Source organism: Cnuella takakiae, assembly GCF_001953305.1.
Lineage (GTDB): Bacteria > Bacteroidota > Bacteroidia > Chitinophagales > Chitinophagaceae > Flavisolibacter > Flavisolibacter takakiae.
The window spans coordinates 5,160,719-5,183,864 of sequence record NZ_MTFE01000010.1; the positions used below are offsets into that span (position 1 = coordinate 5,160,719).

Genomic DNA, 23,146 nt, shown 5'->3' on the forward strand with positions numbered 1-23,146 from the left:
AGTGTTTTTGTTGGCGCCAACTCGGGCAGCCAGGCAATAACCGGGGAGGGTAATACGGCAATAGGCGTGGAAGCCCTTGGCAATACTACCACCGGCCGTAATAATGTTGCAGTGGGATTCCAGGCCATGCGGTTCAACGATGCAGGCGATGGAGAGGACCCGTCGTCGATTGGAGCAGGTTATGAAAATACTGCAGTAGGGTATAAAGCTTTGAGTGGTGGGTGGGGTAATACGGCTGTAGGGTATATGGCTATGACCTCCAATTCTACTGCTGGCGACAAGAATACAGCCATTGGCCATTCTGCTTTGTACCAGTTGGGAAAGGGAGGCGCAAACGTTGCCGTTGGGTATGCCACCATGTACCAAACCCATAATGGTACCGGCAATACAGCAGTAGGCAACAATGCACTTGGTGCGGTGCTTGACGGATCGGGCAATTCGGCATTGGGCGAAGCTGCAGGGGCCCAGGCTACCGATGTAATGGAAGGTACCTTCCTTGGCGCACATACCAACGCAGAGCAGGGCTTGTCCAACTTTACAGTTATCGGGTATGGTGCCACCGTCAACCAGTCGAACCAGGTGCGTGTAGGAAACGAAGACATCACCTCCATCGGGGGAAAGGTGGGCTGGACCACCTTTTCTGATGGCCGGTACAAGCAGAACCAAAAAGATAACGTTCCGGGCCTGGCATTTATCAACCGGTTGAAACCGCTTACCTATACTTTGAATATTGCTGCCATCAAAGCACAGGCGCAATCCACCATTCCTAACAACAAGCTTAAAGGCGATATACAGCAACAACAAAGGGGCACAGCATACAACCAGGGCGGTAAGCCCGCACAGCTGTCCACAGGTTTTGTAGCGCAGGAGGTGGCCGCCCTGGCCGACTCATTGCACTACGAATTCAGCGGGGTGGACAAACCCGAGAAAGAAAATGGATTTTATGGTTTGCGTTATGCCGAGTTTGTGGTGCCTCTGGTAAAAGCAATGCAGGAGCTGCACTCCCAAATGGAAGCAGAAAACAAAAGCCTCAGGGAAGAACTAGCAGCCTTAAAAAAAATGGTACAGGAGCTACAACTGGCCTCGTTGCCACCAACCCATACCAACTCGAAAGCATACCTGGAACAAAACACCCCCAACCCGTTACAGGGCAGTACCATCATACATTATAGCGCCCCCATAGGTACACGCAACCTTTCCCTGCAAATCAGCAATACAAAGGGGCAGGTTGTGCTGAATGCTGCACTCAACAACAAAGGTGCAGGGCAGTACCTGGTTGATTCGGGAAGGCTTGCAGCAGGAGTGTACACCTATACCCTGATTGCAGACGGGCGGGTGGCAGGCAGCCGCAAAATGATCGTGGTCAAATAGCAAACGATTGCCGCTGAATGATCAGCGGCTTTTTTGTGCCCGGGGCCGGACTTGAACCGGCACATTCTTGCGAACGGTAGATTTTCGGTCTGCTGCGTCTAACAATATCGCCACCCAGGCGGGTGAGCGGCAACTTAACAGTGCTGACATGCTCTTTCCTTGTAAGAGCCATGCATACTTGTCAGGATTTTTAGTACCTAATGAGCCATGGAGCCACCGGACCAAATAATAAAACGACACCGCAAGATCAACAACACTTTTTTAAATTGATCATCATCCACAAACCAGGTTTTTATGCCCTGGTCATTTCAGGCCTATGGTGAAGCTCTTGTCCTGGTCACTGTTCGGCACAAAACCAGCACGAACCAAATTCATACACATGATAAGAGAGTTGCCCGCAATCTGCTTTAAAAAGTACATTGCCACGTACGAAAAGAAAAATGGCGCAAAAAACCTAGGATTGTATAGTTGGATGGCAAAGAGGTACTGGAGCCAAATCAACAACTTAAAAAGGGGTTCTTAACCCTTTTAAATTTCGTTGCGTTCGTCATATAGTGAAGTAGCCCAAGTGATCCGTTTAGGCTTGTCTTCAATATTTGCCTTTTGAGCATCCATAAAGCTCATCTTGCTGAACTTTTCTGTAAACGGTTCCAGCTCAATTCTGAATATAGCCGTTAATTATGTTCGGAGCGGATAGGAATAACCATCGTAATCAAACTATGCATTTCCCCTTATGCGCCTGAATATTACTTACAAATGCAGGTTATGGCCAAACCTTTGAGATACCTTCATTTCTCAATCCTTCGCAGGATTGTTGGTACGAACAACCGCTGTTTCCACAGTGGTAGTCATCGTAAAAATGATAATATAGGAAAATTCAAGAGTGCCCCTGTTTTCCAGCAGGGGCTTTTCTTTTGGCAGGAAGATTGTAACCACTTTTAAATCTCAATTGCAAAAACAATAGTACACGCCCTGGTTTTCTTGCCAGTGCTCTTTTCCTTTTTAACAGAACAAAAACTTGCTAAGCAATACCGTTGAAATTGCTAAAGCTGTAGCCTACTTTAGTTCTGCTTGCTTATTTAAGCAGTTGGTTTTGGTTGCGGTCCTGGTGTCTACTGGGACATTTTTTTGCCAAAAACCTTTTGCAGGTATTTAAAAAAATTTTGGTAACTCAACTTTGCAGCCTTCAATCCCTACCTATCCTAATTGCAGAAAACTATGCTGATCCTTATAGTTGACGACAACTCAACAGAACTGGCTATTACAGACATGCTTCTTAAAGAAAGATTGCCAGGTGTGCAAACTCTTCATGCAACTAATGGATGCGAGATGCTGAATCTGCTTGATAGCAGCTCTGCTTCAATTGGCAAACTCCCTGATTTAATTTTAGTTGAACTCTATTTGCCGAATTTTGACGGCTGGCAAGCTGTGCAAAATCTGCGAGACAGACCTACATTCAAAGAATTGCCGGTAGCATTTTATTCCAGGACCAAAAACCCAAAAAACTACCTTTTAGCATCCCGCTTGAATACACCTTTATTCATGAAAGGAGACAGGCTTATTGACCATGCAAAGAGTATCAATAACCTTGTAAACTGGTACAGTGGTTTAGTAACCGTAGGAGATCTGGATAATAAATAATTAGTTTTTGTAAATACGGATACGGCCCCGGTTTCTACCAGGGCCATTTTTTTATTGCATATGAACAAAAAGCTCCTTCAGACGTCATCAAATAAATGCCCTGTAAAAATCAGTTCTTCAAAATCTATCCCGTAAATCCTCTTTAATTCATGACGATGATCCTAATAATAGCCGAGGACGACTTTGATCAACAAGCTATATACAAGGAATGCATTGCGGAAATTGACCCATATATTCAAATTAGGTTTGCAGTTAATGGATACGATTTGCTGGGCACTTTAGCTAGTTGTGAATTTGAAGGATGTATGCCTGATATGGTTCTTTTGGATTTGAACATGCCCTACATGGATGGAAGAACTGTGCTGGCTAAACTAAAGGATGACCAAAGATTCTGTAAATTGAAAGTTGTGATATTTACAGAATCGGAATACCCGATTGACCGGTACTTTGGCCAAATGTTCAAAACACCTTACTATGTAAAGGGGAAGAGTAAGAATGAATGCATCGAGGTGTTTAAAAGCATAATAAATAGTCTGGCTCAAGGCTACAACTAAAACTTTACTCAGCCATTGTGGCTTAATTTTCATTTGTTTGTAACTCACTGGGAAAAAATCTTTTTATTTTACAAGAATGAAAAATGGCTTGCCTTTTACCATCCTGCTTGTAGATGATGATGAGGACGATCGTTCCTTCATAGATTCTGCTTTCCTGGAAGTAGGCTTTGCAGAAGAGGTGAAAAAGTTTATCAATGGTAAAATGCTGTTACACTATTTAGAACAAACAGAAGAAGAACTGTTACCAAAGCTCATCGTCTTAGATAATACCTTGCCAGAGCTTGATGCAACTGATATTTTACATGTTTTAAAGTCAAGTTCCAGGTATAAACATATCCCTGTAATTATTTTCTCAAGTTGGATAACACCTCTGAAAAGGAGTCAGTTGATTTCTGCAGGTGCATATGAGTGTATAAAAAAAGGTGATTCATTTCATGAACTGGTAAGTTTTGCATTGAAATTGAAAAACTTTTCTTTAAAGCAATAGACTATAATCTAACTTCCAAAACTCTCATCAGGGCATCAACCTATTTTCTTCCTCTTTCCCAAGGTTCGACCCACCACCATTGCTTTCCTTTCTTGCGTTTGGTTGGGCTAAAAGCATTCGCACCGGCAAATTTGGATATGGTGAAGGTGCGGGAAGTGGCGGAAATGGTCCCGCTGGGTGATTCTCAATAGCCTTGCAGACCTTTGCCAAAGCTCTTTTATCCTTAACCTCACCCTTAACAAATTTCCAAGACACTAGCATCTTTTTCAGCCCCTTAGCGATAAGCATTGGCCGGTTTGATTGCAGTCTTACCACCCGATCACCGGCAACCAGTCGCCACCACTCGAAATGCTTATCCTTCCCGGCTAGTTCCACATCGAAGCGGAAGGTGTAGATGCCGTGGGTGATAGTAAGGTGGAAACGCATTTGATAAATTATGAACGTGGGCTAGTTGGTGAAATGCAAAGGAAAGGATATAAAATAGGCTTTATACTGTTACCCCGAACCAAAACCATCGACATGGATCAAACGTTACTACTTGCCGCCTTGCCTGCTGGCAACTTTGTTGTTGCCCTCGTTCTTTATTTCATCATCCGCAAGGCCATTACCGATAGCACAAAGGGAATGCAAACCAGTTTGGAAAAATTTACAGCAATTGCGGCCATTCATTCACGCTTCTCAGGCATCACAGATGCACAGCTGGTGGCACAACAAAAAGAGGGCAAGTTGAATGAACTGGAAGGGCGCCGACACTTGCTGCACCCAAGCGACTACGAGGCGAAAAGAGTTGCGATTTTGAATAGCTAGCTAGCGGCGAAAATTGCTATCTTTTTTGCTACCACTCTAGCCTAAAAACGATAAAACCTGCTACTGGAGCAGGTTTGCTAATTTAAGTTGTCGGGAATACAGATTTAAACCTGCGCCCCCGGGTCCCAAACCCAGGTGTATCATCAGCCTGGAACCTATGCCTGAATTGTATGCTGTTGAACGAAGTGTTTTAGCAAAAATTCCCGCAACCCAGACTACAGCCCAAATTCAAGTTATCAGGACTAATACCATGGAAATAATCCTTAGGACTCAACCTCTTTGTGAATGTTTCCTTTTTGTACCTTGACTGGCAATCCCATTCTGACCTAATCTGCACCACAGCAACACATTGGAAATAGTTTCTGGCAGCCTGAAACATTTCCCTTCAACTTCTGAAAAAGTCGCGCTGCAGCTTCATTTACATCCCTGTGACTTTCCAGCAAACCTTGGGGGTTGCCTGGTGCTACCATCATAAGTTCTGCATTTTGCCAATGATCCCCCATGTATGCACTGGCATCAGGTCGGGTGAGTCTGTCTTTGCTGGCTCCGGTAATAAGCGTAGGAACGGTGCTGTTTGAAAGATCTCCTGTTATCTCGTTGCGGAACATTCCCAGGCATCCGCGTGACATTGCAGCTGGCGGTGTTCCTGTGGAAAGCAAGGTTGAGCAGTCCAGTTGTTCAATAGGGCTATACCAAGGCAGAAAGCATTCGTGGTGAAGAGGCCTGTAATACCATTCTGCGCTCCTTTTTATAGACTTCATGGTTAACCCAAAAGGATGCCGCTATGTTAGGGCCCAAATACAAGGTGACAAAAGGCAGAAATGGCCACCATCAATAATGCCAAACCCTTAAGTAAACCGGCCAACAAGCCTATTCACCGCTCTTTTTCCAGGGCTGGCCCATTTGGGTTTTGCCTTGCGGCAATATTGCAGATCTTTAAAAGCATACCGCAAAACCATGTTGCATTCAGAAAAACAGGCTTCAGCAGCAAAAACCCCTTTACCTTGGGAAGATCCGCTCGAGCTATTTGCACAATGGCCGGGTCCTGCTGTAGTGGTGAGTGGGCCCAACTTTATAATTGAACTTGTCAGCAGCTTACTGCTGCGCATTTGGAACTGCCCCCTTGAGGAGGTATTGCACCAGCCCTATTTTGAAGCCCGGAAAGGCAAGGCCCTGGCGGGCCTGGAACAGGCTTTTCAGCAAGTATATACCCAAGCGCAGCCCCTTACCTGGGGGGTGGCTCCGGTAGCTTACCCAAAAGATGGTGGGATTATACATGCCGTACACCGTATTGAGATCACCCCCTTTATAAATGAAAGCAACCAGGTTACGGGCGCCGTTGCGATAGGGCATGATATCACCAATGAAATACTGGCCCAACAAAGGGCGGAAGAAAAAAAGCAACTAACACAGCATATCCTGGACAGCAGCCCTGATTGCGTCAAGATTATGGAACTGGACGGCAGCCTTAAGTATGTAAATGAAAAAGGGGTACAGCTGCTGGAGTTGGACGACTTTGCCACAATTGAAGGGAAAAGCTGGCAAAACCTGCTGCCACCAGCAGGCCAGCAGATTATAGACCAGGCGGTGCAAAAGGCAGCGCAGGGCGAAAAAGTACAATTCACAAGTTACTGTCCTACCTTAAGAGGCAACCCCAGGTGGTGGGATGTACTGGTGGCACCCGTAACAAACGGCACCGGAGCCATCACCGGCATTATCAGCGTCAGCCGCGATATTACAGAGCGGATCAGAAGCGAACAGGAGCTTTCGTTCCGCAGCCTGCTGCTGGAAGCCCAACTGGACAACAACCCTGATGCCATCCTGCTCACTACCCTTGACCGTAAGATATTGATGGGCAACAGGCAGTTTGAACAGATGTGGGGCCTCCCTCGGGGCAGTTTAAGCCGGCTGAGCGACGCCGACTCGCTGAATATGGTACAACACCAGGTGGCCAATGCTGCTGCTTTACAGCAACATGTGGAGTGGCTGTATGCAAACAACTCGGTATGTGGGATTTTTGAAATAAGCTTCAAAGACGGCAGGATCATTGAGCAACACTGCTTTCCCGTGATTGGCCCCGATGGTGTATGTCATGCCCGGTGCTGGCAATGCCGTGATATTACGACCCAAAGGAGACAAACAGCGCAATTGCAGGAAAGCGAAGAACGACATCGTACCCTGACCAGGCAACTGGAGCTAATGGTAAACGACCGGACAGCACAACTGCAGGACAGCCTCAAACATCTGCAACGCTCCAACGAGGAACTGCAGCAGTTTGCCCATGTGACCTCCCACGACCTCAAAGAACCCCTCAGGAAAATAAAAACCTTTACCAGCAGGTTGCAACTGGAATTGCAGGAGAAGGTCGGTGAACAATCCATGGGGCACCTCCAAAAAATACAACATGCCGCCAGCAGGATGACGGCAATGATTGACGGGGTGCTGCAATACGCATCGCTCAATGAGGCCGAACAACCCCGCGAACCGGTGGACCTGGCGCACATCTTACACGATATCCGGGCCGATTTGGAGGTGCTCATTGACGAGCGAAATGCAGTGCTGTCGCTTCACTGCTCCACCCAGGTGTACGGCGTACCCATCCTGATCTACCAGCTGCTGTACAACCTTATCAACAACTCCCTCAAATTTGCCAGGCAAGGCGTACCACCACAAATTACCATTGATTGCGAACCCTTTGATTTGGAGGGGGAAGCTGCCGTAAAAATTACTGTAAGCGACAATGGTATCGGGTTCCATAAGGATTATGCCGCCGATATTTTCAAATCGTTTAAAAGGTTGCATTCCAAAGACCGGTATGAAGGCACAGGTTTAGGATTGTCGTTGTGCAAAAAAATCGTTGAAGGCCACAGAGGCACCATCAGTGCAACAAGCGTGGAAGGAGCTGGGGCAGTTTTCACCATCATACTGCCAACCCGTTTATAAAATACTCACGCTTACTCCCTCTGCACCGATCTTGCGCTTAAGTGACCCTATCCAACGCCCTTTAGTTCTTTCCTTCCCCTTTCACCGCTTCAGCCTCCCAGGCATCGCATCCTACCCATTTCCGCGGGAAGGCTCCTTTAATTAAATTGACCTCTTTATATCGTTACGTCCCCGTTCACTGGAACAGTACCTTTCCTAGCAACAGAAAGCACGGGCAGGAAAGCTTCCTGAATGCCGATGGTTGCACCTAATGCCTGCACCTATTTCTGTGGCCTTTGCTTCGGCTTATGGGGTTATGGCAATTCAAGATCCGGAACTTTTCTCTGGAGGTCCGGCAATTGCCCATATTGACTCTCCCCCCATGGGTATGGATGTGGTTGTCCCATCGGGGGCACACGTTTGCCGATAGGCTTATAGAAATCGCAATCATTTTTAAGTTTAGTTGGAAAACAGGCTTTGCCAGCTCTGTTGTGCTACAGGTTTTTATAAGATCCGTGATGGCACCTTGAAGTTTGTATTTCTATTGTACACCTGCCATTACCTGCGTTCTGGTACAAGAGAAAAGTTTTTAATAAAACGGTTCTTTTATAGCCATTCTGTCCTTCCTTTATTAATGTGTAAACACTAAAAGCATTAGCAAATCAATCCTTTACTCAAGTGAAGGGAAAACCCGTTTTGGATGTTAGGTAAAAACACCTAACATCCTGCAAAAAGGTGGCAGCGTAATAGAAAAATTAGAAACTTGCAGCCCTGATGGCTCCAAGAATCCTACTCGCATTGTCCCTGCTCTTGTTTGCTTGCAATACAGAGGCAAACTTCCGCAATGAAGAAAATACCAAACCTGACAATGTAAAAAACAATCAGGAGATCGAGGAGCTGGCACTTCCTGCCCTTGAAAAGGCTAATGATGATGTGGAGGAAATGAAGTACGTAATAGATAAGGCTATAAAAGATCTTATCAGCAGGGAAGGCGCCATCAAAATGTATAATGATGGAATCGGCAAAGTACTGGGCCAATCAGGAACACTGGATTCAATTAAGATGCGCCTGGATTCTGGCGGGGATTTTTATATAAGATCCATGCACCTGAAAGCTAAAGCGGAAGCAACACGGGAAATTTCAGCAAAGAAGCCCCGAAAGATGTGCAACAAGTGCAATGATTAACACGATAACCTTATCAAAATAGGCGAGGTTTTGGGAAAAAGTGCATAAAGCCTATCTGCTGAAGCCTTTTAAAAGCCTGCGTTTTAGATTTTGCAAAAACCTGTTTCGCGGATCTTTAACCCGAGGGGAGAGCGTTTGCATCTGCTTCCCGGTACAAAGCTTAAAGTCTTAAGTTCCAAAGATTTCAGGCTTTTACTTTTCCGGAACATCATCAATGGACTTGCAAAGGGAACATTTTCAAAACAAAAAAGATTAGCACACCCATTTTATATTTGCTGGTACTTACATCCATCATGCGCTAAAGCAGGGGTGTTATGGTTGTGGCCCTTGTTTCAACAAGGGCCATTCCGTTTGAAAACTAACTGTACGGATTATTCTCTTGCCAAAAATTTCGCACCTTTATTGCTCAACAGAACTTGCTTTTTACCATGAGCAGTTTACTGATACCTTGTTGATTAAATTAGGATAAGGAGACTGCCCCATTTGTCAATCAGGAGCAATTTCGTTATCCAATGTATTTTTTCCTGTGCACCATAAACAATGCAACCCAAGGGTGTACCCAAGTAATAAGCGCGCCAACGCAACGGGTACCCCCAGAGGCGTTCCGGAGTACCTGAAAGCAATCAAGGAACAATAGCAAATCCCTATGATCTGCTCTTCCTGCCCTTTTGCACTATTAAGAGTATTCTTGTGCGTCGCTTATGGATTTCCTCTTAAAATTTCGGGGTTTTTGCACGATAATTTTACCTGGTCAAGGTTAACATATACCTTTCTTTTTCCAAACCATTGCGGTAGTTGATAGGAGGTTTTGCTTCAATGGCTATCTGTATGTTTTGTAAGTATTAAAGTGTAAGGACTATTGGAAATGCCCCTGTTTTATCACAGGGGCTTTTTTCTGCATCTACCTGAAACCCTTCAGGATCATTTCCTGATTTACATGCCCGTCACTCTTGCATGATACTTTGTTAGCATCATCACTACCAGTAGGTTCAATCTTATAGTAGTGCTCTTTTTGACGATGCCCCTACTTTAACCTGGTGCGACTAGGATTCCACGAAGTTTTTTTACAGTACAGCCCCTGTTGCACAGGGGTTTCTAACCTTGGGAGTATTATAAGTCCAAATACAACCAACTTTGTATTAAGCATGTGATTGCCCTGCCCCTTCCCGCCTGGGTATTCTGGCAGTAATGTTGTTGGAAAATACATGGTAAGGTTGTCTTAAAGGACACCCATGTACGTCCTGGCTATTCTTAGCCGGGGCTTTTAGTTAAAAAAGCATAGAATACATTTTCCCCGGCAATGCCCATACGGTATGAAGTAAAAAGAATGACATCCATGGCTTTCCATTAGCAAGTATTCCAAAAGCTGAAACTCGTAAGTATCATAAAGCCATTCTTATGCAAGCACAACGGATGGAGTAAAACTGCACCTCCATTTGCCCAAAAATTTTATTTGCACGGAAGTATTTTAACTCATCAATATTTTTAGATTTACGATCATGTAGCTGACTCGTTTTCGTACCTTTTTTTAGACCATACCCTAAACCCTTGTCTTATGAAATTTGAAAAATCCGTTGAGACATCACGAAAAGACCTTTTTGATTTTCAAATCCTGCATGCGAGTGTCATTCTCAGCTATAACAAAAACTTGCAAGCCGGGATTGAAATTGACCTGAACAGAGCAGTCAATGGTGTACCTATTGGTGAGATAATCAGGACGTATAAGGAGAAGGTTCAGTGCCTGGCCCATCTGACCAAAGAATCCAGGCATAGCCTGCACCACAGGGTTAACAAGCAGTAATCCTTGGATATGCCAACCAGGATTGTTTCCCTCTTTTTAGCACATCGCCGACCAAATATAATACCAGGGGCACCCTTCCGCGGGTGCCCCTGGTTTTCCGAAAGGCTCGTTTAATTCAGGATTCAGGGGGGCTTCTTTGGGCTTACCCTAACCCCTTCCGCTTAGTTCTGGACCTGCAAACAGGTACAACGATTTCAGCACCCCTAAAGGCAGGCTGTTCCTTAGCGGCATCAAAATCAAGGCAGACTTACTGCTGATTCAATATAAGATCATTGGTGAACATTGATATCTACGGTTATTGTACAGCCCTGTCCAGGTACACTTTCAATACTACACTGCCCCATCAGCAACTCCACCCTGCTATAGATGTTTTGTAAGCCTATTCCGTTCTTTTTCTTATCCTGGTGGAATCCTAACCCGTTATCATTGATTGTCAACCTGACTGTGTTACCCCTCTGCACTATGCGGATGAAAACCCTGGAAGCCTGAGCGTGCTTGCGGATATTTGTAAGCTGCTCCTGGATAATCCTGTATAGGTGGGTTTTTGAGTTACTATCCAGGATACCATCAACCTGGTCGGGAATTTTACAGTATATCTTTGTATCCGGTGATATATTATGCAAGGAAATCAGTTTCGTTACCGATTCCCGTAGCCCTAAATCCTGCAGGTCATAAACAACCAGGGACGAAGAAAGTTTGCGGATCTCCCTGATCGCCTGCATCAGGGCATCTGAAGAAAGATCCAGGAACCTTTCCCTGAATTCTACCTGGTCTTTGGCCGTTTCTATCATCAGCTTTGACACACTTAACAGCTGGTTGATATTATCATGCAGCTCTTTTGCTATGTTACTGCGTTCAGACTCCTGGGCTTTGATTACGGCCTTTGTGATGGTAACCTGCTGTTCGAGCCGCGCTTTCAGGAGTTCCCTTTCTATTTCTTTTCTTTCTGTAATGTCCCTTATTGATAGCATCATGCCACTCAGGTACCGGTTATCCAGCAAATTCTTTCCGAAAACTTCTACATGAACCTGCCTGCCGTCTTTGCAGGTTAAAAACAGTTCCGCCGGCAGATCGTCAATCCGCTGCAGCACTTTGGTTAACCGTTCAGCGGCGTATGCTTTGCTTTTGGAAGCAACCAACAGCAAAGCATTTGACCCCAACAATTCTTCAGGCGTATAACCAATAAGCCGCTCTATAGATGGTGATGCATACTTTATGGTGAGGTCTTCTTTAAGGATAACCACGGAATCAAAAGAGTAATTGGCAATCGCCCGGAGGAGTTCATCCCTTTTACACAACTCCTCCTTCGCTTGTACCTCCTGGGTAATATCAATAAGAATACCCTTGACGGCAACTACTTTATCTCCTTCCTTTATTACTTTGATGATGTCTTTGAACCATCGCACGTCCCCTGCCCTGGTCATGATCCGGTAATCCAGCGTGTGATCCAACCCTTGCTGTGAAGCTATAGAACACACCGCCATCGTTTGCTGATAATCTTCCGGGTGAATAACCCTTTTCCAAAAGCCTGGCTCGTACCACTCTTCGGATGTGTAGCCCAATACCTCCCTTGCCTGCTCGCTTACAAAGCTAACCATGTAGTTTACCGGCTCAGCGACCCATACAATTGCATTGATTGTGTTTAACAGGTTCAGGGTATTATCCGGCACCTCGGAAAGGACAGCTACAATATGCACGGCTCCACTTTGGGAGGTATGCTTCCCCAATTTTACCTTTATCTCTTTTGCTACTGCATCATTCCAAATCAAGCTCTCAAAGCCAGCGTCCGGAGACATCAGGAAACTTTCAACAAAACGAAAGATTGCTCCCTGGTTGCACTTTATAGCCCAATCGCTAAGGTTATCGCCTTCTTTTAGCGGTGTGCCCTTTTTGAAAAACAGGAACTGCTGTGCGATCTCATTGATTGCAACCACTTCAAGACCTGGGTTCACAATAACCAAACCTTCGCTCAGGAGGGGAAGCATGGTTTGCGCAAATGCTAAACTTGTCCCATCCGGAACCGGTGCTATTACCTGGTTGATATTGTTCATAAGCAGTAGTAAAACGAGTGTGAAGTTATACCATGTCCGGACAGTGAATAAATTAATCCAGCCCATAAGTATATACCCTTACAATCCGCGCTTACTGTAATAGGAAAGCAAAAAACCAAGCGTTGGCGCAAGCAAAAAATTTTAAAAAACAACACTCCGGTACATGTTACTTTTAACCGAAGCATTTGCAAGCAGAATACCCATGGGAAAAACCGCGCAGCCGCTACATGGGCAAGCTACCGCTATACCTGGGATAACTTAATGTGAATTAAATAAAGTGCTCGGATTCATTCCTGCTTAGCATATCTCGCAAGCTTCCAGTTGTAGTCTTTATGCTGCATGGATAAACATAGCAAGAGGGCTGTTGAATCAAAGGAAAGACCGCAAGCAGAAAGATCAACCTATAATCATTTTTTGATAAGTGTATATGGGTAGTGCAGAACGCGTTTTTATACGTAAAAGGCAAAGGTTTGCCGCCTATTGTCACGCCTCCTTAGAATAATGTTGTTACTTGTGTGAAATCCAGGATACTCTATGAAGGACAAAATTAACCATTGGGTTATTGGCCTTAGTTTGCTCATCATTCTTGTCCAGATGGCAATATTGTTTTGCTGGCAATTTCACGCGGATGGGCAGGAGCAGTTCACTAGTGAACTAACATCTTTAAATCCGGTAACAGCCACTCTTTTCCTTTTATCTGCATGCTGGCTATGGATCAATGCAAAAACAGGTAACGTCCTATTTGCGCATTATAGCCAATACTGCATTCCCTTGCTGCTGATTACCTGCGGCATAACCAAATTAACCGCGTATGCCCACTGGCACCATTTTGCCATTGATACCCTTTTCTTTGCGGATAAGCTGAATGGCCGTCTTATATCTCCCGTCGCAGCCTTAAACTTCGTCTTGACGGGTTCCGCAATGCTGATGGGTAAAAAGGGAAAGCCTGCTTCCATCCTTTCTTCTTTATTTATACTAACTATTTTATTCCTTTCGTTTTTTTCTCTTTGTGCCGCATTTATTTCAGGTGACCGTAAGGAAGTACTAAGTCCATTTATCCCGATGGTTCTGGTAACTTCCATAATCTTTTCCCTGCTTGCTACCGGATTGATCCTGGTAATGGCAAAAAACAATTTCCTGGCCAATGTCGCAAATGAGCTGTCTGGCTCCCTTTCCTTTTGGAAATCGATACCTGTTGTCGTTCTGCTTCCCTTGCTGCTGGCATTTCTAAGGATTAAAGGACAGGAGCTCCACCTTTATGGTACAGGCTTTGGCGTGGCAATGCAAGCTACTTTGATGATTTTTTCTTTACTGTTTGTTGCCTGGAGAAAAGCTTTGTGGATCAATACAAAAGAATCAGAGCAAAAGGTGACAGCAATGCATTTAAAGGCCAGCAACCAGGAGCTGGAAGGTTTACTGCTTGAGGTGCAAAGAAAAGATCAAACACTTTCGTTGCTTCAGGAACTGGAGTTTATGATGGATGCGGTCCCTCAAATCCAGTGGATTGCGGGGAGGGATGGAGCCCTGCAAAAATGCAACAAGTCTGGCCTTGAATATACAGGCAAGACCAAAGAGGACGTATTGGAATGGAACTGGTTGCCGCTCTTACACCCGGAAGACCAGGGTCCCTGTTTGGAAAAATGGATGGCAGCGCTTCGTACAGGGCATCCCTTTGATATTGAATATAGGATGCAGCGGGCATCTGATGGGCAATTCAGGTGGCAGCTGGTAAGGGCAACACCATTCAAAGATGAAAATGGCGCCATCCAGAAATGGTTTGGTGTTACAACTGACATTCATGATATCAAATTGCTGCAACAAGAATTAAGGGAAAAAAACCAGGAACTGCTGGCATTTCAAAATATCGCGATAGATGAGTTAAAAGAGAAAAGCCAGTATTTAAACGGATTGACGAAAAACCTGCCAATAATCGTATACCGGCTGGATGGAAATGGAATAGTAACCGAATCAATTGGCGCCGGCCTCAAGTTAATGGGCATGGCAGAAAAAACGGCTATAGGCCTCAGGACTTTTGAAGTATACCCCCATTTTATTGACAGGGTAGCCATTGCACTCACACAAGGGTTCAACATGTTTGTTTCCGAGTTTGAATTCCAGGGAACCAAGGTGTTTTTTGAAACCTACATGTTTCCCGATGAATACAACCCGGGGGGTGTGGTATGTTTTGCCATTGATGTAAGTCAACAAAAGAAAGGCGAGACCTACCTGATCCAGGCAAAGGAACATGCTGAGTTGGCAAACTTTCACAAATCAAGGTTCCTTTCCAGCATGAGCCATGAAATCCGAACGCCACTGAATGGCATTCTGGGCTTTGCCGAAGTGCTTAAAAGTTCGGACCTGGCCAGGGAACAACAATTACAATACCTGGAGCAAATAGAAAGCTCCGGGGAACTGTTGCTGAAACTGATCGGCGATGTGCTGGACTTAAACAAAATTGAAGAAGGCCAATTAACCCTGTTCAAGGAAAAGTTCCATTTTTCGCAAAGTATCAAGTCTGCTATAAGTCCCTATAAGTTGATGGCAAAAGAGCGTGGCCTTGAATTTACCTTGCTTATAGATCCGGACATTCCGGAGTTTCTAATAGGAGACCAAAACCGGCTTTGCCAGATTCTGATAAATCTGATTGGTAATTCCTTCAAATTTACGGAGCATGGAACTATAAGTATAACCTTCACCTGGAACAGATCGCTTCCTGAACAGGAAGGTACTGTTGCACTTGAATGTATTGTGCAGGATAGTGGCATTGGCATTCCTGAAGAGAAATTGCAAACAATTTTTGAAAGCTTCACGCAGGCCGACCAATCCATTACAAAACAGTTTGGCGGATCCGGGCTTGGATTAACAATTGTAAAGCAACTTGTTACATTGATGGGAGGAACCATTCAAGCCAAAATTCCGAAAGTGCCTTTGTGTAATAAGGGAAAGAAGGGCTCACTCTTCCATTTCATCATTCCTTTTGAAATGGACTATGCACAGGAAGGCTGTAGCAAAAGCATTGATCACAGTGGCCCCCATTTTGATTTTTCGCAGGTAAATATTCTGGCTGCAGAAGACAATGAAGTCAATGCAATGCTGCTTTCACACCTGCTTAAAAGCCTGGGATGCAACTATACTATGGTTGACAACGGCCAGGCTGTTCTCGAACAATTACTTGAAAATGATTTTGACCTGGTGCTTATGGATGTCAACATGCCCAAAATGGACGGTGTAACTGCCACCACCATTATCAGGAGCCGCCTGGATTTGAAGCTTCCCATTGTGGCATTAACAGCCAGCTCTTTTAGGGAAGATGTTGATCGGTGCACTTCAGCCGGAATGAATGATTTTGTCAGTAAGCCGTTCAAGATCGAAACCATCAAAAAAACTATAATAACCTGGTGTTCCAGAGCATCAGTTAACGAAGTTTTCTAGAAAGCAGTACAAGTGCATGCTTGACGCATGCTTCCAGGTGCATTTAGGACTTTTGGATCCTCTATGCGCCTGGAAGCATGTACCCAGTCAAACTTCCATTGTAGGCTGCGCCTTGGGCTTTTTTGCTATCACGTTAATGAGCGCTTTGTGAACGGGAGAGAAATTGGTTTACCTCCACGGCCACCTGCTGTCCCCATCTTCAAAGTTTTGAAAACGCTTCGGCATACCACTCCTTATCTGCTTTAAACCTTTTTTTAAACGCGGAATGCAATCCTGTTTACAGATAGTGATGGCCCCCAAAAAGGCCTGCCCTCCTACTTTGAATTTCAGGAACAAAGACCTCGCTCCCTACAAAGGTCAGGATCTATTTAGCCAGGAAATAACGATAGAGTTTTCAGGTTTTCGCCACGGAAGTTTAGAACAAGTTTCTTCAATGACAAACATCCATAGATCCCTTTCGTTCTCCCTGTAGGATTTATGTATATAAAATGTAATTTAGTAGTACGGCTCCATTGCCTATCGAATTACCTTCCTTCCCGATTGCGAAACAGGCAGCTTTTTGTTAAGCCACAAGTCAGTAAGCCATACCTTATCAGGAGCTGGCAGGTCAAACCAATTTATTTGTAGTTCGAAGGAATGGCTGGTACAGCAACAATCCCGTTTGTAGCCTGCTTACATGAAGATTGCTGCCCCATGAACATACAGGAAAGTGAACACAAACCTAGGCTTCGCAGCACCTTGAAAACCTGGTGTATCAAATCATTAAGATGCTTAATTAGGAATTGGTGCCTTCAGGAAAACGCCGGGAAGCGCAAGATGTGCAGCAGCTACAATTGATTCGGCACAAGTTTAAACAAGTCCAAAGTACTTGGAATCAGCTAAAGGAACCCTGGGTGATTTGCCTTTCTCCCTTATAGCCCCTAACCTTAATACATTGGCATATGAAACCACTCCCCTTACTCTCCATACTACTCGCTGTCAGTGTACTGACCAATAACCATGGAAGACTTTCCACTTACATTGCAGGAAACCGTAGCGACCTTTTGGGTGGCATCCATTTGACAAATGACGCCAAAGGCAAACAGTACCTGGTTGTAAAGAATGATAAAGACAATGAGGGCATTAAACCTGTCACCATCTCAAAGTTCATGCTTATCAATGCAAAAAAGGATCAAAAAATCAGCGAGTTGAAAGAAGGCTCCGTAATTGATTTGGCAATACTTTCAGGAGCACCATTAAACATCCAGGCTGAGGTATGTTCACCTATCACCGGCAGCGTAGGATTCGAACTCAGGGGCGTAACAAGTTACCATAAAGTAGAAAACGTATCTCCATACGCCCTCTTTGGCAATGCTAAAAATGATTTCTTGGGCAGCACTCTTCCTGTCGGAGCCTATTCTCTAACCGCCATTCCCTTTAGTGGCAAAAAAGGCAGGGGCACTAAAGGTATTCCCCACACCATCCATTTTACCGTAAGCTATTCAGCCGCAGTTCAAGGGTTTACCCTGGTGAATGCGGACTCAAATAAAGATATAATGGAACTGAAAGATGGAGCCGTGATTGACCCGGCTGCATTCCCTGGTGCAAAGCTGAACATCCGTGCCCATACTACGCCCAACCAGGTTGGAAGTGTTTCCTTCCATATGCAAGGTCCGCTACAACGCAGGCATGCCGAAAACCTTACTCCCTATGCACTGTTTGCAGATGACACAAAAGGTAACTATTACGGTGTTACACTACCGGAAGGTGCATACACCCTTACAGCCAAATCATATAGCCGTACATGGGGCAAAGGAGCAGGAGGGGTTTCCCAGCGCATTCATTTCAGAGTGGAAAGATCAACAGATACAGGCTGTGATAAACCCGGCTTCTCACCACCGGCAACTTATTTCAGTGGCGCTACAGGGCTTTCAACAATAATTGCCGGGGATTTCAATGGAGATCCTTATCAAGACCTTGCCGTGACATCCATCTTCAGTAACCTTAACGATAACAATGTGGGGGTTTTGCTGAGCAATAGTGATGGCACATTCAGAAATGCAGTGTTGTACCATTCCGGGGGCAACTCGGTTTCTATTGCCGGTGGTGACTTCAATGAAGATGGCAGGATGGATTTGGCTGTTGCCAATGCTTACGATTTCGGAGATGGGAATCTTGGCTTGATGCTGGGAAATGGGGATGGAACCTTCGCCCCTCCCATGATTTCCAATATAGGCGGTTTGCCAAAGATTATTCATACAACCGATATAAATAAAGACGGTAAGCTGGACCTCATAACGGCAACAACTTCCCAGGAGATCCTAATTATGCTGGGCAAAGGAGCTGGTCTATTCGCCACCCCCTTACCCGTTATAAGCAATCCCGTAATACCGGTGCCTCTGATTATCCAGGACCTTAATAACGATGCGAACCTGGACCTGGTGACCATGGTTTTTGATCCTGATATTTTTAGTAGCCGCATCTGTGTGATGCTGGGTAAGGGTGACGGCACTTTCAAAGATCAACAGGTATACACAGGGGTATACAACATCCTTTCTTATACTTCCGGCGACTTCAACAGGGATGGTAAAATTGATCTGGTAGTAACCAGTAATGGTTCAGATCCATCCCACATACTCCTGGGAGATGGCGCAGGAGGTTTTGCAAACCCATTGCCGCAAACTGAGGATTTTGGTGCTTTTTCTATGACCACCGGGGATTTTAATGGTGATGGCAAAATCGACCTTGTTGGTGTGCCAGGCAACAACCAGGTACCAGCTATCAGCGTAAACCTGGGCAATGGTGATGGCACCTTTGCACCCAAGGTCATCTTCCCCAGTGGCAACGCTTTTCCCAACTCTTTAGTGGCTGCAGATTTCAACCAGGATAAGGTACCCGACCTGGCAGTAAATAATGACGATGGCACAGCAGGCATATTAATGAATCTATGCACTTCATCAGGAGCAACTCCTGTTCTGGCAAGAGCTTCTAAAGAGAAGGCAACACCTGTAATGGAGCAGGAGACTGCAACATTAAAGGCAGCACCAAATCCATTCACCTCACAAACCATTATCAGCTATTCGGTAGAAAATACAGGCTATGTTGTGCTGGGCGTGTATAACGGCAATGGTGTGGAAGTGGCGCGCTTGTTCCAGGGGCAGGCAGAAGGCAGAAGAACCTACCAGGTGCGTTTTAACAGCAGCGGGCTGCCAGGCGGTGTTTACGTAATGCAACTGACTACGGCAGCATCGTCCATAAGTAGCAAAGTAGTGCTGTTACGCTAAAACGATAAGTCCACCTGATGCAGTATCCAGCAGCTATAAAAGCAGGTAGCATCATATCAGGTGTATTACCACTGCGCTATTGTCCAAAGAAAATAAGTTGTTATTGCAGGCGACTGCACATTAGTGATGCAGCTTTAACTATGAAAGATTGCAGTTAATTGTGCTGGATCCTGTTTGCCCAATCATGATGGGCAGGCGGTGCTATTCACCATGAAGGTAGCCCTGTATTTGAGTACAGTGCCGGCCAGAATGCCGACTGGCCCGGATTACCCTGTAAGCAAGCTTTGTATAGGGATGTTTAAAACCTCCTGCTTCATTTAGAAAGATAAATTGGAAGCCTGTTGTATGGTAGTCCAAAGTATCTTCAGGTTGCACCCTTCCAAGCCAAACTGCAAAATTTAAAATCGAAGGTTTTGTGATTGGATATAAACAAAATGCTTACGATACTCTGCTCCTGTGGATCTAGCAAAAAGGTTTTGAAAAATATTTCTATACTGCGAAAAACAAAATACACCCGCAACAGGATAAAAGCTTGGATGGGTAGTTCAATCAGGCTGTGGCCTTGCTGCTCCTGCATTCCGGCAAGGCGCCAGTACATAAGTTCAAGGTAGGTACAGCCAGAAAATCATAAGGGGTATAAGCAGTGCCTGGACCTGCAGCAAAGGAATAAGACGGTGCTACTGCCAACCTCTGGTGACAAATGCTGTTTATAGGTAATTACAACCATCTAAACCACCTAATTTACTTATACGATTCCTTTGCCTTTATAGGATAATTTTTTAAGGTAGCGGTTGCCATTACTTGCCAGCTGCCTGAATAAACTGGCATTTTCAATAGGTGCACAGATGGCGCCCTGATAACAGGCACCCAACAGGATGTATTCCCTCCGGCTTTCTTTCCTGCTATTTACTACCGCTTAAACCTATAAGATATGAAACTAGTAAAAAGCACAAGGTCCTGTATCAGCCACTTACCCCGCCTGAAATGGCTGCTGCTCGTCATCATCAGTTCAGCTTTTTTGCATATGGGGTGCAAAAAGGAACTCACCCCTCCCATCGAGCCGACTGCTCACCCGGGAAAACAAGGTTCTGCCAGTGCCGCCATGGCAGCAGTATCACCTAATACTTTAAGCACCGGTACCCTGGAAGCTGAAAAAGCTGTATTCAGCGGGGCTGCTTTCGCTTCCAATCAGGCAGGCTTTACAGGTACCGGGTTTGTGGATTACGCATCAGCATCAGGTGCCTATATTGAATGGACCGTAAATGCTGTTGCCGGCCCTTACCTGCTCAAATTCAGGTATGCAAATGGCGCAACGACAAACAGGCCTTTAAAGCTGCAGGTAAATGGTGTTACGATTGCAACAAGCCATGCTTTTCCGCCTACCGGTAGCTGGGCAACATGGAAGCTTTCCTTAGCGGCGGTAAACCTGATTGCAGGCTCAAACAAAATACGCTTAACGACCATAGGCTCCAATGGAGGGAACCTTGATAACCTTAACTACGGTCCGGGACTCAAACACGTGCTTTATGCCGTAGACAATAGCCTGAACAAACTTGTGTTTCTTAACCAAAAGGACACGATGAAGAACTGGAAAGTGCCTGTGCCAAGTGGCTCACGTGATTTGCAGCTGGTTGCTAACAACAAAATCTTAGTGAGCCACGGGAATGGCGCTGCAGAATATGACCGGACCACCGGGGTTAAAGGCTGGTCCGTCAGCACCTATTCAGGGGTATCAACTGCACAGCGGCTCCCCAATGGCAATACCCTGATTGGCTGGTCAAAACCTCCCTCCGGAAGCACGCCTGCCCAGGTGATACTTTCGGAAGTAAATGGCGCAAAAACTGAAGTCCGGCGGATTACAATAAATAATATCACCACCTTCCGGCTCGCCCGCAGGCTTGCCAATGGCCGCACCTTGATAACCGGGGACACTAACAATGACCTGAAGTTTAAGGTGTTCGAGGTGGATTCTACAGGTGCGACCGTCTGGCAGCAGTTACTGTATGGCGGAAAAGGGTATGTTGCAAACCGCCTTGCAAATGGCAATACTCAGGCTACAATGGGCCCGGTCAGCAACCTGTATGAACCAGGAAAAGATGACAACAAACTCCTGCAACTCAGCTCTGATGGTAGCATCGTCAGATTTTGGGGCGGGATGACGAACCATCCAGGTGCGGGATTGATGAAGTTTTCAGGCTACAGCTTTGTACCTTACAATAACCCCAGCGGCAACATACTGATAGCCAACTGGCTTGGTGATGGAAACAACCGTAAAGGACCACATGCCGTAGAATTTGACGCAAACAATAACCTGATTTGGAGCTGGAAGGATTTTATGGCTGCGGAAACCGTCACCAATGTACTTGTCATTGAATAATACCACCTGGGTTGTGCTGCCAGGAAATAGAGGTACCAAATACTTCTAAGCGCATGCCATCACTGCTAAATCAAATCCGAATTACAGGCTTTGGGGTACATGCTCCTCCCCAAAGCCGGCAGCGCCAGTGAAAAAGTGGTTGAGGTCGGCAGCTTCAAAGAGAGCCGAAACATTATTTTTCCTCCCCGCCTATTTTGGCACCCCATCCGGGTGCCTTTTTTATGTTGGAACAGCGCGCCCAATATGTAAACCTTGAAGTATTTTTTCCGGTTGTCTGTACATAGAGCACCATCCGGAAAAAGCGCATTTTGCCTCACCTGCCTGCGTTCCGGCAAAAGGGAAAAAGTAAGGGTTTACAGCTTTTTCATTGGACCCAAAAAGCATTGGCGCAGCAGTGTCCACCCCTCCGCTTACATCTAGCCCGTTTGCCCCATACTTATACTTCAATGATGGATTAAAAATTGAAAAAGTGCACCTATGTATAAGATCCAACTTAACATAGACTTTTTTACCTCCTGCCTATGCTGCCCATTTCTTTACCTGCTGCATGGCTATAGTGCCATTCCAAAATATTTTGGGTGACACGCATACACCCTTCTGTTGTATAATGCTTTTGAAAAAAGGGTACCCGGAACAAACCGCTTAAGTAGTGATCCATCATCAAATTAGACTCAGTCAATATAACAACCGGGATACTGCTGTACCGCAAATCCTTCGCCAGGTCTGCCAGTACTTCTCTTCCGCCTATATGAGGCATATTCAGATCTAAAATTATAAGGTCAGGTAATGCCCTATCCATGTCTGCTTTTGCAAGCATAGTCAATAACTGAAACCCGTTTTGGGCAAAAAAGAATTGTAATGCATTGTTGTGTTGAAGAAAGCAGTCCTTGTACAAAACTTGTTGTTCCAGGTCATCTTCAGCAAATAAGATAATCATTTTGGCTGCATTTTTCTGAAGCTAATCAAAGGCACATGCAATCAGAAACCCATTACGACGAAATCAAGAGTATTCCCGGCCAATTACCCAAAAAGACCTTTAGTACCAAAAGGTATGGAGCAAAAGCTGAACACAAGTGCATGTGTTAGAAAAGTAGTTTGTTACCTGAAAATAGGTTCAGGAACAACCAGGGTTTTTAAGGGCTCCTATATATCCCAATAACCCGGCTGATACAGTTTTTATTTCTTTCAATCAGGCAAAGAGCAGCGAATCAGCCCCTTTCTGCCGACCTCCGCCGGGTACCACCTGTTAGCCATT

14 protein-coding genes and 1 tRNA gene are annotated in these 23,146 nt (G+C 45.2%); 11 read left to right on the top strand and 4 right to left on the bottom strand.

The window, feature by feature from the left end:
* The coding region (locus BUE76_RS22050; protein ID WP_216820706.1) for a T9SS type A sorting domain-containing protein at positions 1 to 1,371 on the top strand (1,371 nt) is incomplete at its 5' end.
* Between the two features lie 36 nt (positions 1,372 to 1,407).
* Here the strand turns inward: BUE76_RS22050 and BUE76_RS22055 are convergent.
* Positions 1,408 to 1,491: transfer RNA gene (locus tag BUE76_RS22055), tRNA-Phe, on the bottom strand.
* Positions 1,492 to 2,589: 1,098 nt separating this feature from the next.
* On the opposite strand from BUE76_RS22055, the gene BUE76_RS22065 reads away from it, so the two are divergent.
* The 3 genes from BUE76_RS22065 (at position 2,590) to BUE76_RS22075 (ending at position 4,053) form a co-directional block, all read left to right on the top strand.
* Positions 2,590 to 3,012: a response regulator gene (locus BUE76_RS22065; RefSeq protein WP_073041886.1), complete on the top strand. Its 423-nt coding sequence runs from the start codon at positions 2,590 to 2,592 to the stop codon at positions 3,010 to 3,012.
* A gap of 149 nt (positions 3,013 to 3,161) precedes the next feature.
* A complete protein-coding gene (locus BUE76_RS22070) occupies positions 3,162 to 3,566 on the top strand; it encodes a response regulator (protein ID WP_073041884.1) in 405 nt (134 codons plus the stop codon).
* 76 nt (positions 3,567 to 3,642) lie between these two features.
* A complete protein-coding gene (locus BUE76_RS22075; RefSeq protein ID WP_073041882.1) occupies positions 3,643 to 4,053 on the top strand; it encodes a response regulator in 411 nt (136 codons plus the stop codon).
* Between the two features lie 27 nt (positions 4,054 to 4,080).
* Here the strand turns inward: BUE76_RS22075 and BUE76_RS22080 are convergent, their stop codons facing one another.
* Positions 4,081 to 4,479: a hypothetical protein gene (locus BUE76_RS22080; protein WP_073041880.1), complete on the bottom strand. Its 399-nt coding sequence runs from the start codon at positions 4,477 to 4,479 to the stop codon at positions 4,081 to 4,083.
* A gap of 93 nt (positions 4,480 to 4,572) precedes the next feature.
* Here BUE76_RS22080 and BUE76_RS22085 point away from each other — a divergent pair, with 93 nt between their 5' ends.
* From BUE76_RS22085 to BUE76_RS22105, 4 genes are all read left to right on the top strand, one after another.
* Positions 4,573 to 4,860: a hypothetical protein gene (locus BUE76_RS22085; protein WP_073041878.1), complete on the top strand. Its 288-nt coding sequence runs from the start codon at positions 4,573 to 4,575 to the stop codon at positions 4,858 to 4,860.
* 957 nt (positions 4,861 to 5,817) lie between these two features.
* The gene (locus BUE76_RS22095; protein ID WP_073041875.1) at positions 5,818 to 7,803 is read left to right on the top strand and encodes a PAS domain-containing sensor histidine kinase; all 1,986 of its coding nucleotides are present in this window, start codon (positions 5,818 to 5,820) and stop codon (positions 7,801 to 7,803) included.
* Between the two features lie 753 nt (positions 7,804 to 8,556).
* Positions 8,557 to 8,967 carry a hypothetical protein gene (locus BUE76_RS22100; RefSeq protein WP_143157252.1) on the top strand — a complete coding sequence of 137 codons (411 nt, stop codon included), beginning with the start codon at positions 8,557 to 8,559 and terminating at the stop codon, positions 8,965 to 8,967.
* 1,555 nt (positions 8,968 to 10,522) lie between these two features.
* Entirely contained in the window at positions 10,523 to 10,768 is a 246-nt protein-coding gene (locus tag BUE76_RS22105; RefSeq protein WP_073041871.1) for a hypothetical protein, read from the top strand.
* A gap of 269 nt (positions 10,769 to 11,037) precedes the next feature.
* On the opposite strand, the gene BUE76_RS22110 is transcribed toward BUE76_RS22105, so the two are convergent.
* On the bottom strand, positions 11,038 to 12,819 hold the full coding sequence (locus BUE76_RS22110) for a PAS domain-containing sensor histidine kinase (protein WP_073041869.1): 1,782 nt from the start codon (positions 12,817 to 12,819) through the stop codon (positions 11,038 to 11,040).
* 534 nt (positions 12,820 to 13,353) lie between these two features.
* Here BUE76_RS22110 and BUE76_RS22120 point away from each other — a divergent pair.
* From BUE76_RS22120 to BUE76_RS22135, 3 genes are all read left to right on the top strand, one after another.
* On the top strand, positions 13,354 to 16,251 hold the full coding sequence (locus tag BUE76_RS22120) for a hybrid sensor histidine kinase/response regulator (RefSeq protein ID WP_083596443.1): 2,898 nt from the start codon (positions 13,354 to 13,356) through the stop codon (positions 16,249 to 16,251).
* A gap of 941 nt (positions 16,252 to 17,192) precedes the next feature.
* Positions 17,193 to 19,514 (top strand): FG-GAP-like repeat-containing protein, encoded by a 2,322-nt coding sequence (locus BUE76_RS22125; RefSeq protein WP_083596442.1) that lies wholly within the window; start codon positions 17,193 to 17,195, stop codon positions 19,512 to 19,514.
* A gap of 1,102 nt (positions 19,515 to 20,616) precedes the next feature.
* Entirely contained in the window at positions 20,617 to 21,891 is a 1,275-nt protein-coding gene (locus BUE76_RS22135) for a carbohydrate-binding protein (RefSeq protein WP_245798333.1), read from the top strand.
* A gap of 508 nt (positions 21,892 to 22,399) precedes the next feature.
* Here the strand turns inward: BUE76_RS22135 and BUE76_RS22140 are convergent.
* Positions 22,400 to 22,828, bottom strand: a complete 429-nt coding sequence (locus BUE76_RS22140; RefSeq protein WP_073041857.1) for a response regulator — start codon at positions 22,826 to 22,828, stop codon at positions 22,400 to 22,402.
* Positions 22,829 to 23,146: the final 318 nt, after the last annotated feature.

Excerpts from the sequence above, each read along its gene's own strand:
- BUE76_RS22065 (WP_073041886.1), top strand. The coding sequence starts at position 2,590 with ATGCTGATCCTTATAGTTGACGACAACTCAACAGAACTGGCTATTACA.
- BUE76_RS22070 (WP_073041884.1), top strand. The coding sequence starts at position 3,162 with ATGACGATGATCCTAATAATAGCCGAGGACGACTTTGATCAACAAGCT.
- BUE76_RS22075 (WP_073041882.1), top strand. The coding sequence starts at position 3,643 with ATGAAAAATGGCTTGCCTTTTACCATCCTGCTTGTAGATGATGATGAG.
- BUE76_RS22080 (WP_073041880.1), bottom strand. The coding sequence starts at position 4,479 with ATGCGTTTCCACCTTACTATCACCCACGGCATCTACACCTTCCGCTTC.
- BUE76_RS22085 (WP_073041878.1), top strand. The coding sequence starts at position 4,573 with ATGGATCAAACGTTACTACTTGCCGCCTTGCCTGCTGGCAACTTTGTT.
- BUE76_RS22095 (WP_073041875.1), top strand. The coding sequence starts at position 5,818 with ATGTTGCATTCAGAAAAACAGGCTTCAGCAGCAAAAACCCCTTTACCT.
- BUE76_RS22100 (WP_143157252.1), top strand. The coding sequence starts at position 8,557 with ATGGCTCCAAGAATCCTACTCGCATTGTCCCTGCTCTTGTTTGCTTGC.
- BUE76_RS22105 (WP_073041871.1), top strand. The coding sequence starts at position 10,523 with ATGAAATTTGAAAAATCCGTTGAGACATCACGAAAAGACCTTTTTGAT.
- BUE76_RS22110 (WP_073041869.1), bottom strand. The coding sequence starts at position 12,819 with ATGAACAATATCAACCAGGTAATAGCACCGGTTCCGGATGGGACAAGT.
- BUE76_RS22120 (WP_083596443.1), top strand. The coding sequence starts at position 13,354 with ATGAAGGACAAAATTAACCATTGGGTTATTGGCCTTAGTTTGCTCATC.
- BUE76_RS22125 (WP_083596442.1), top strand. The coding sequence starts at position 17,193 with ATGAAACCACTCCCCTTACTCTCCATACTACTCGCTGTCAGTGTACTG.
- BUE76_RS22135 (WP_245798333.1), top strand. The coding sequence starts at position 20,617 with ATGGCAGCAGTATCACCTAATACTTTAAGCACCGGTACCCTGGAAGCT.
- BUE76_RS22140 (WP_073041857.1), bottom strand. The coding sequence starts at position 22,828 with ATGATTATCTTATTTGCTGAAGATGACCTGGAACAACAAGTTTTGTAC.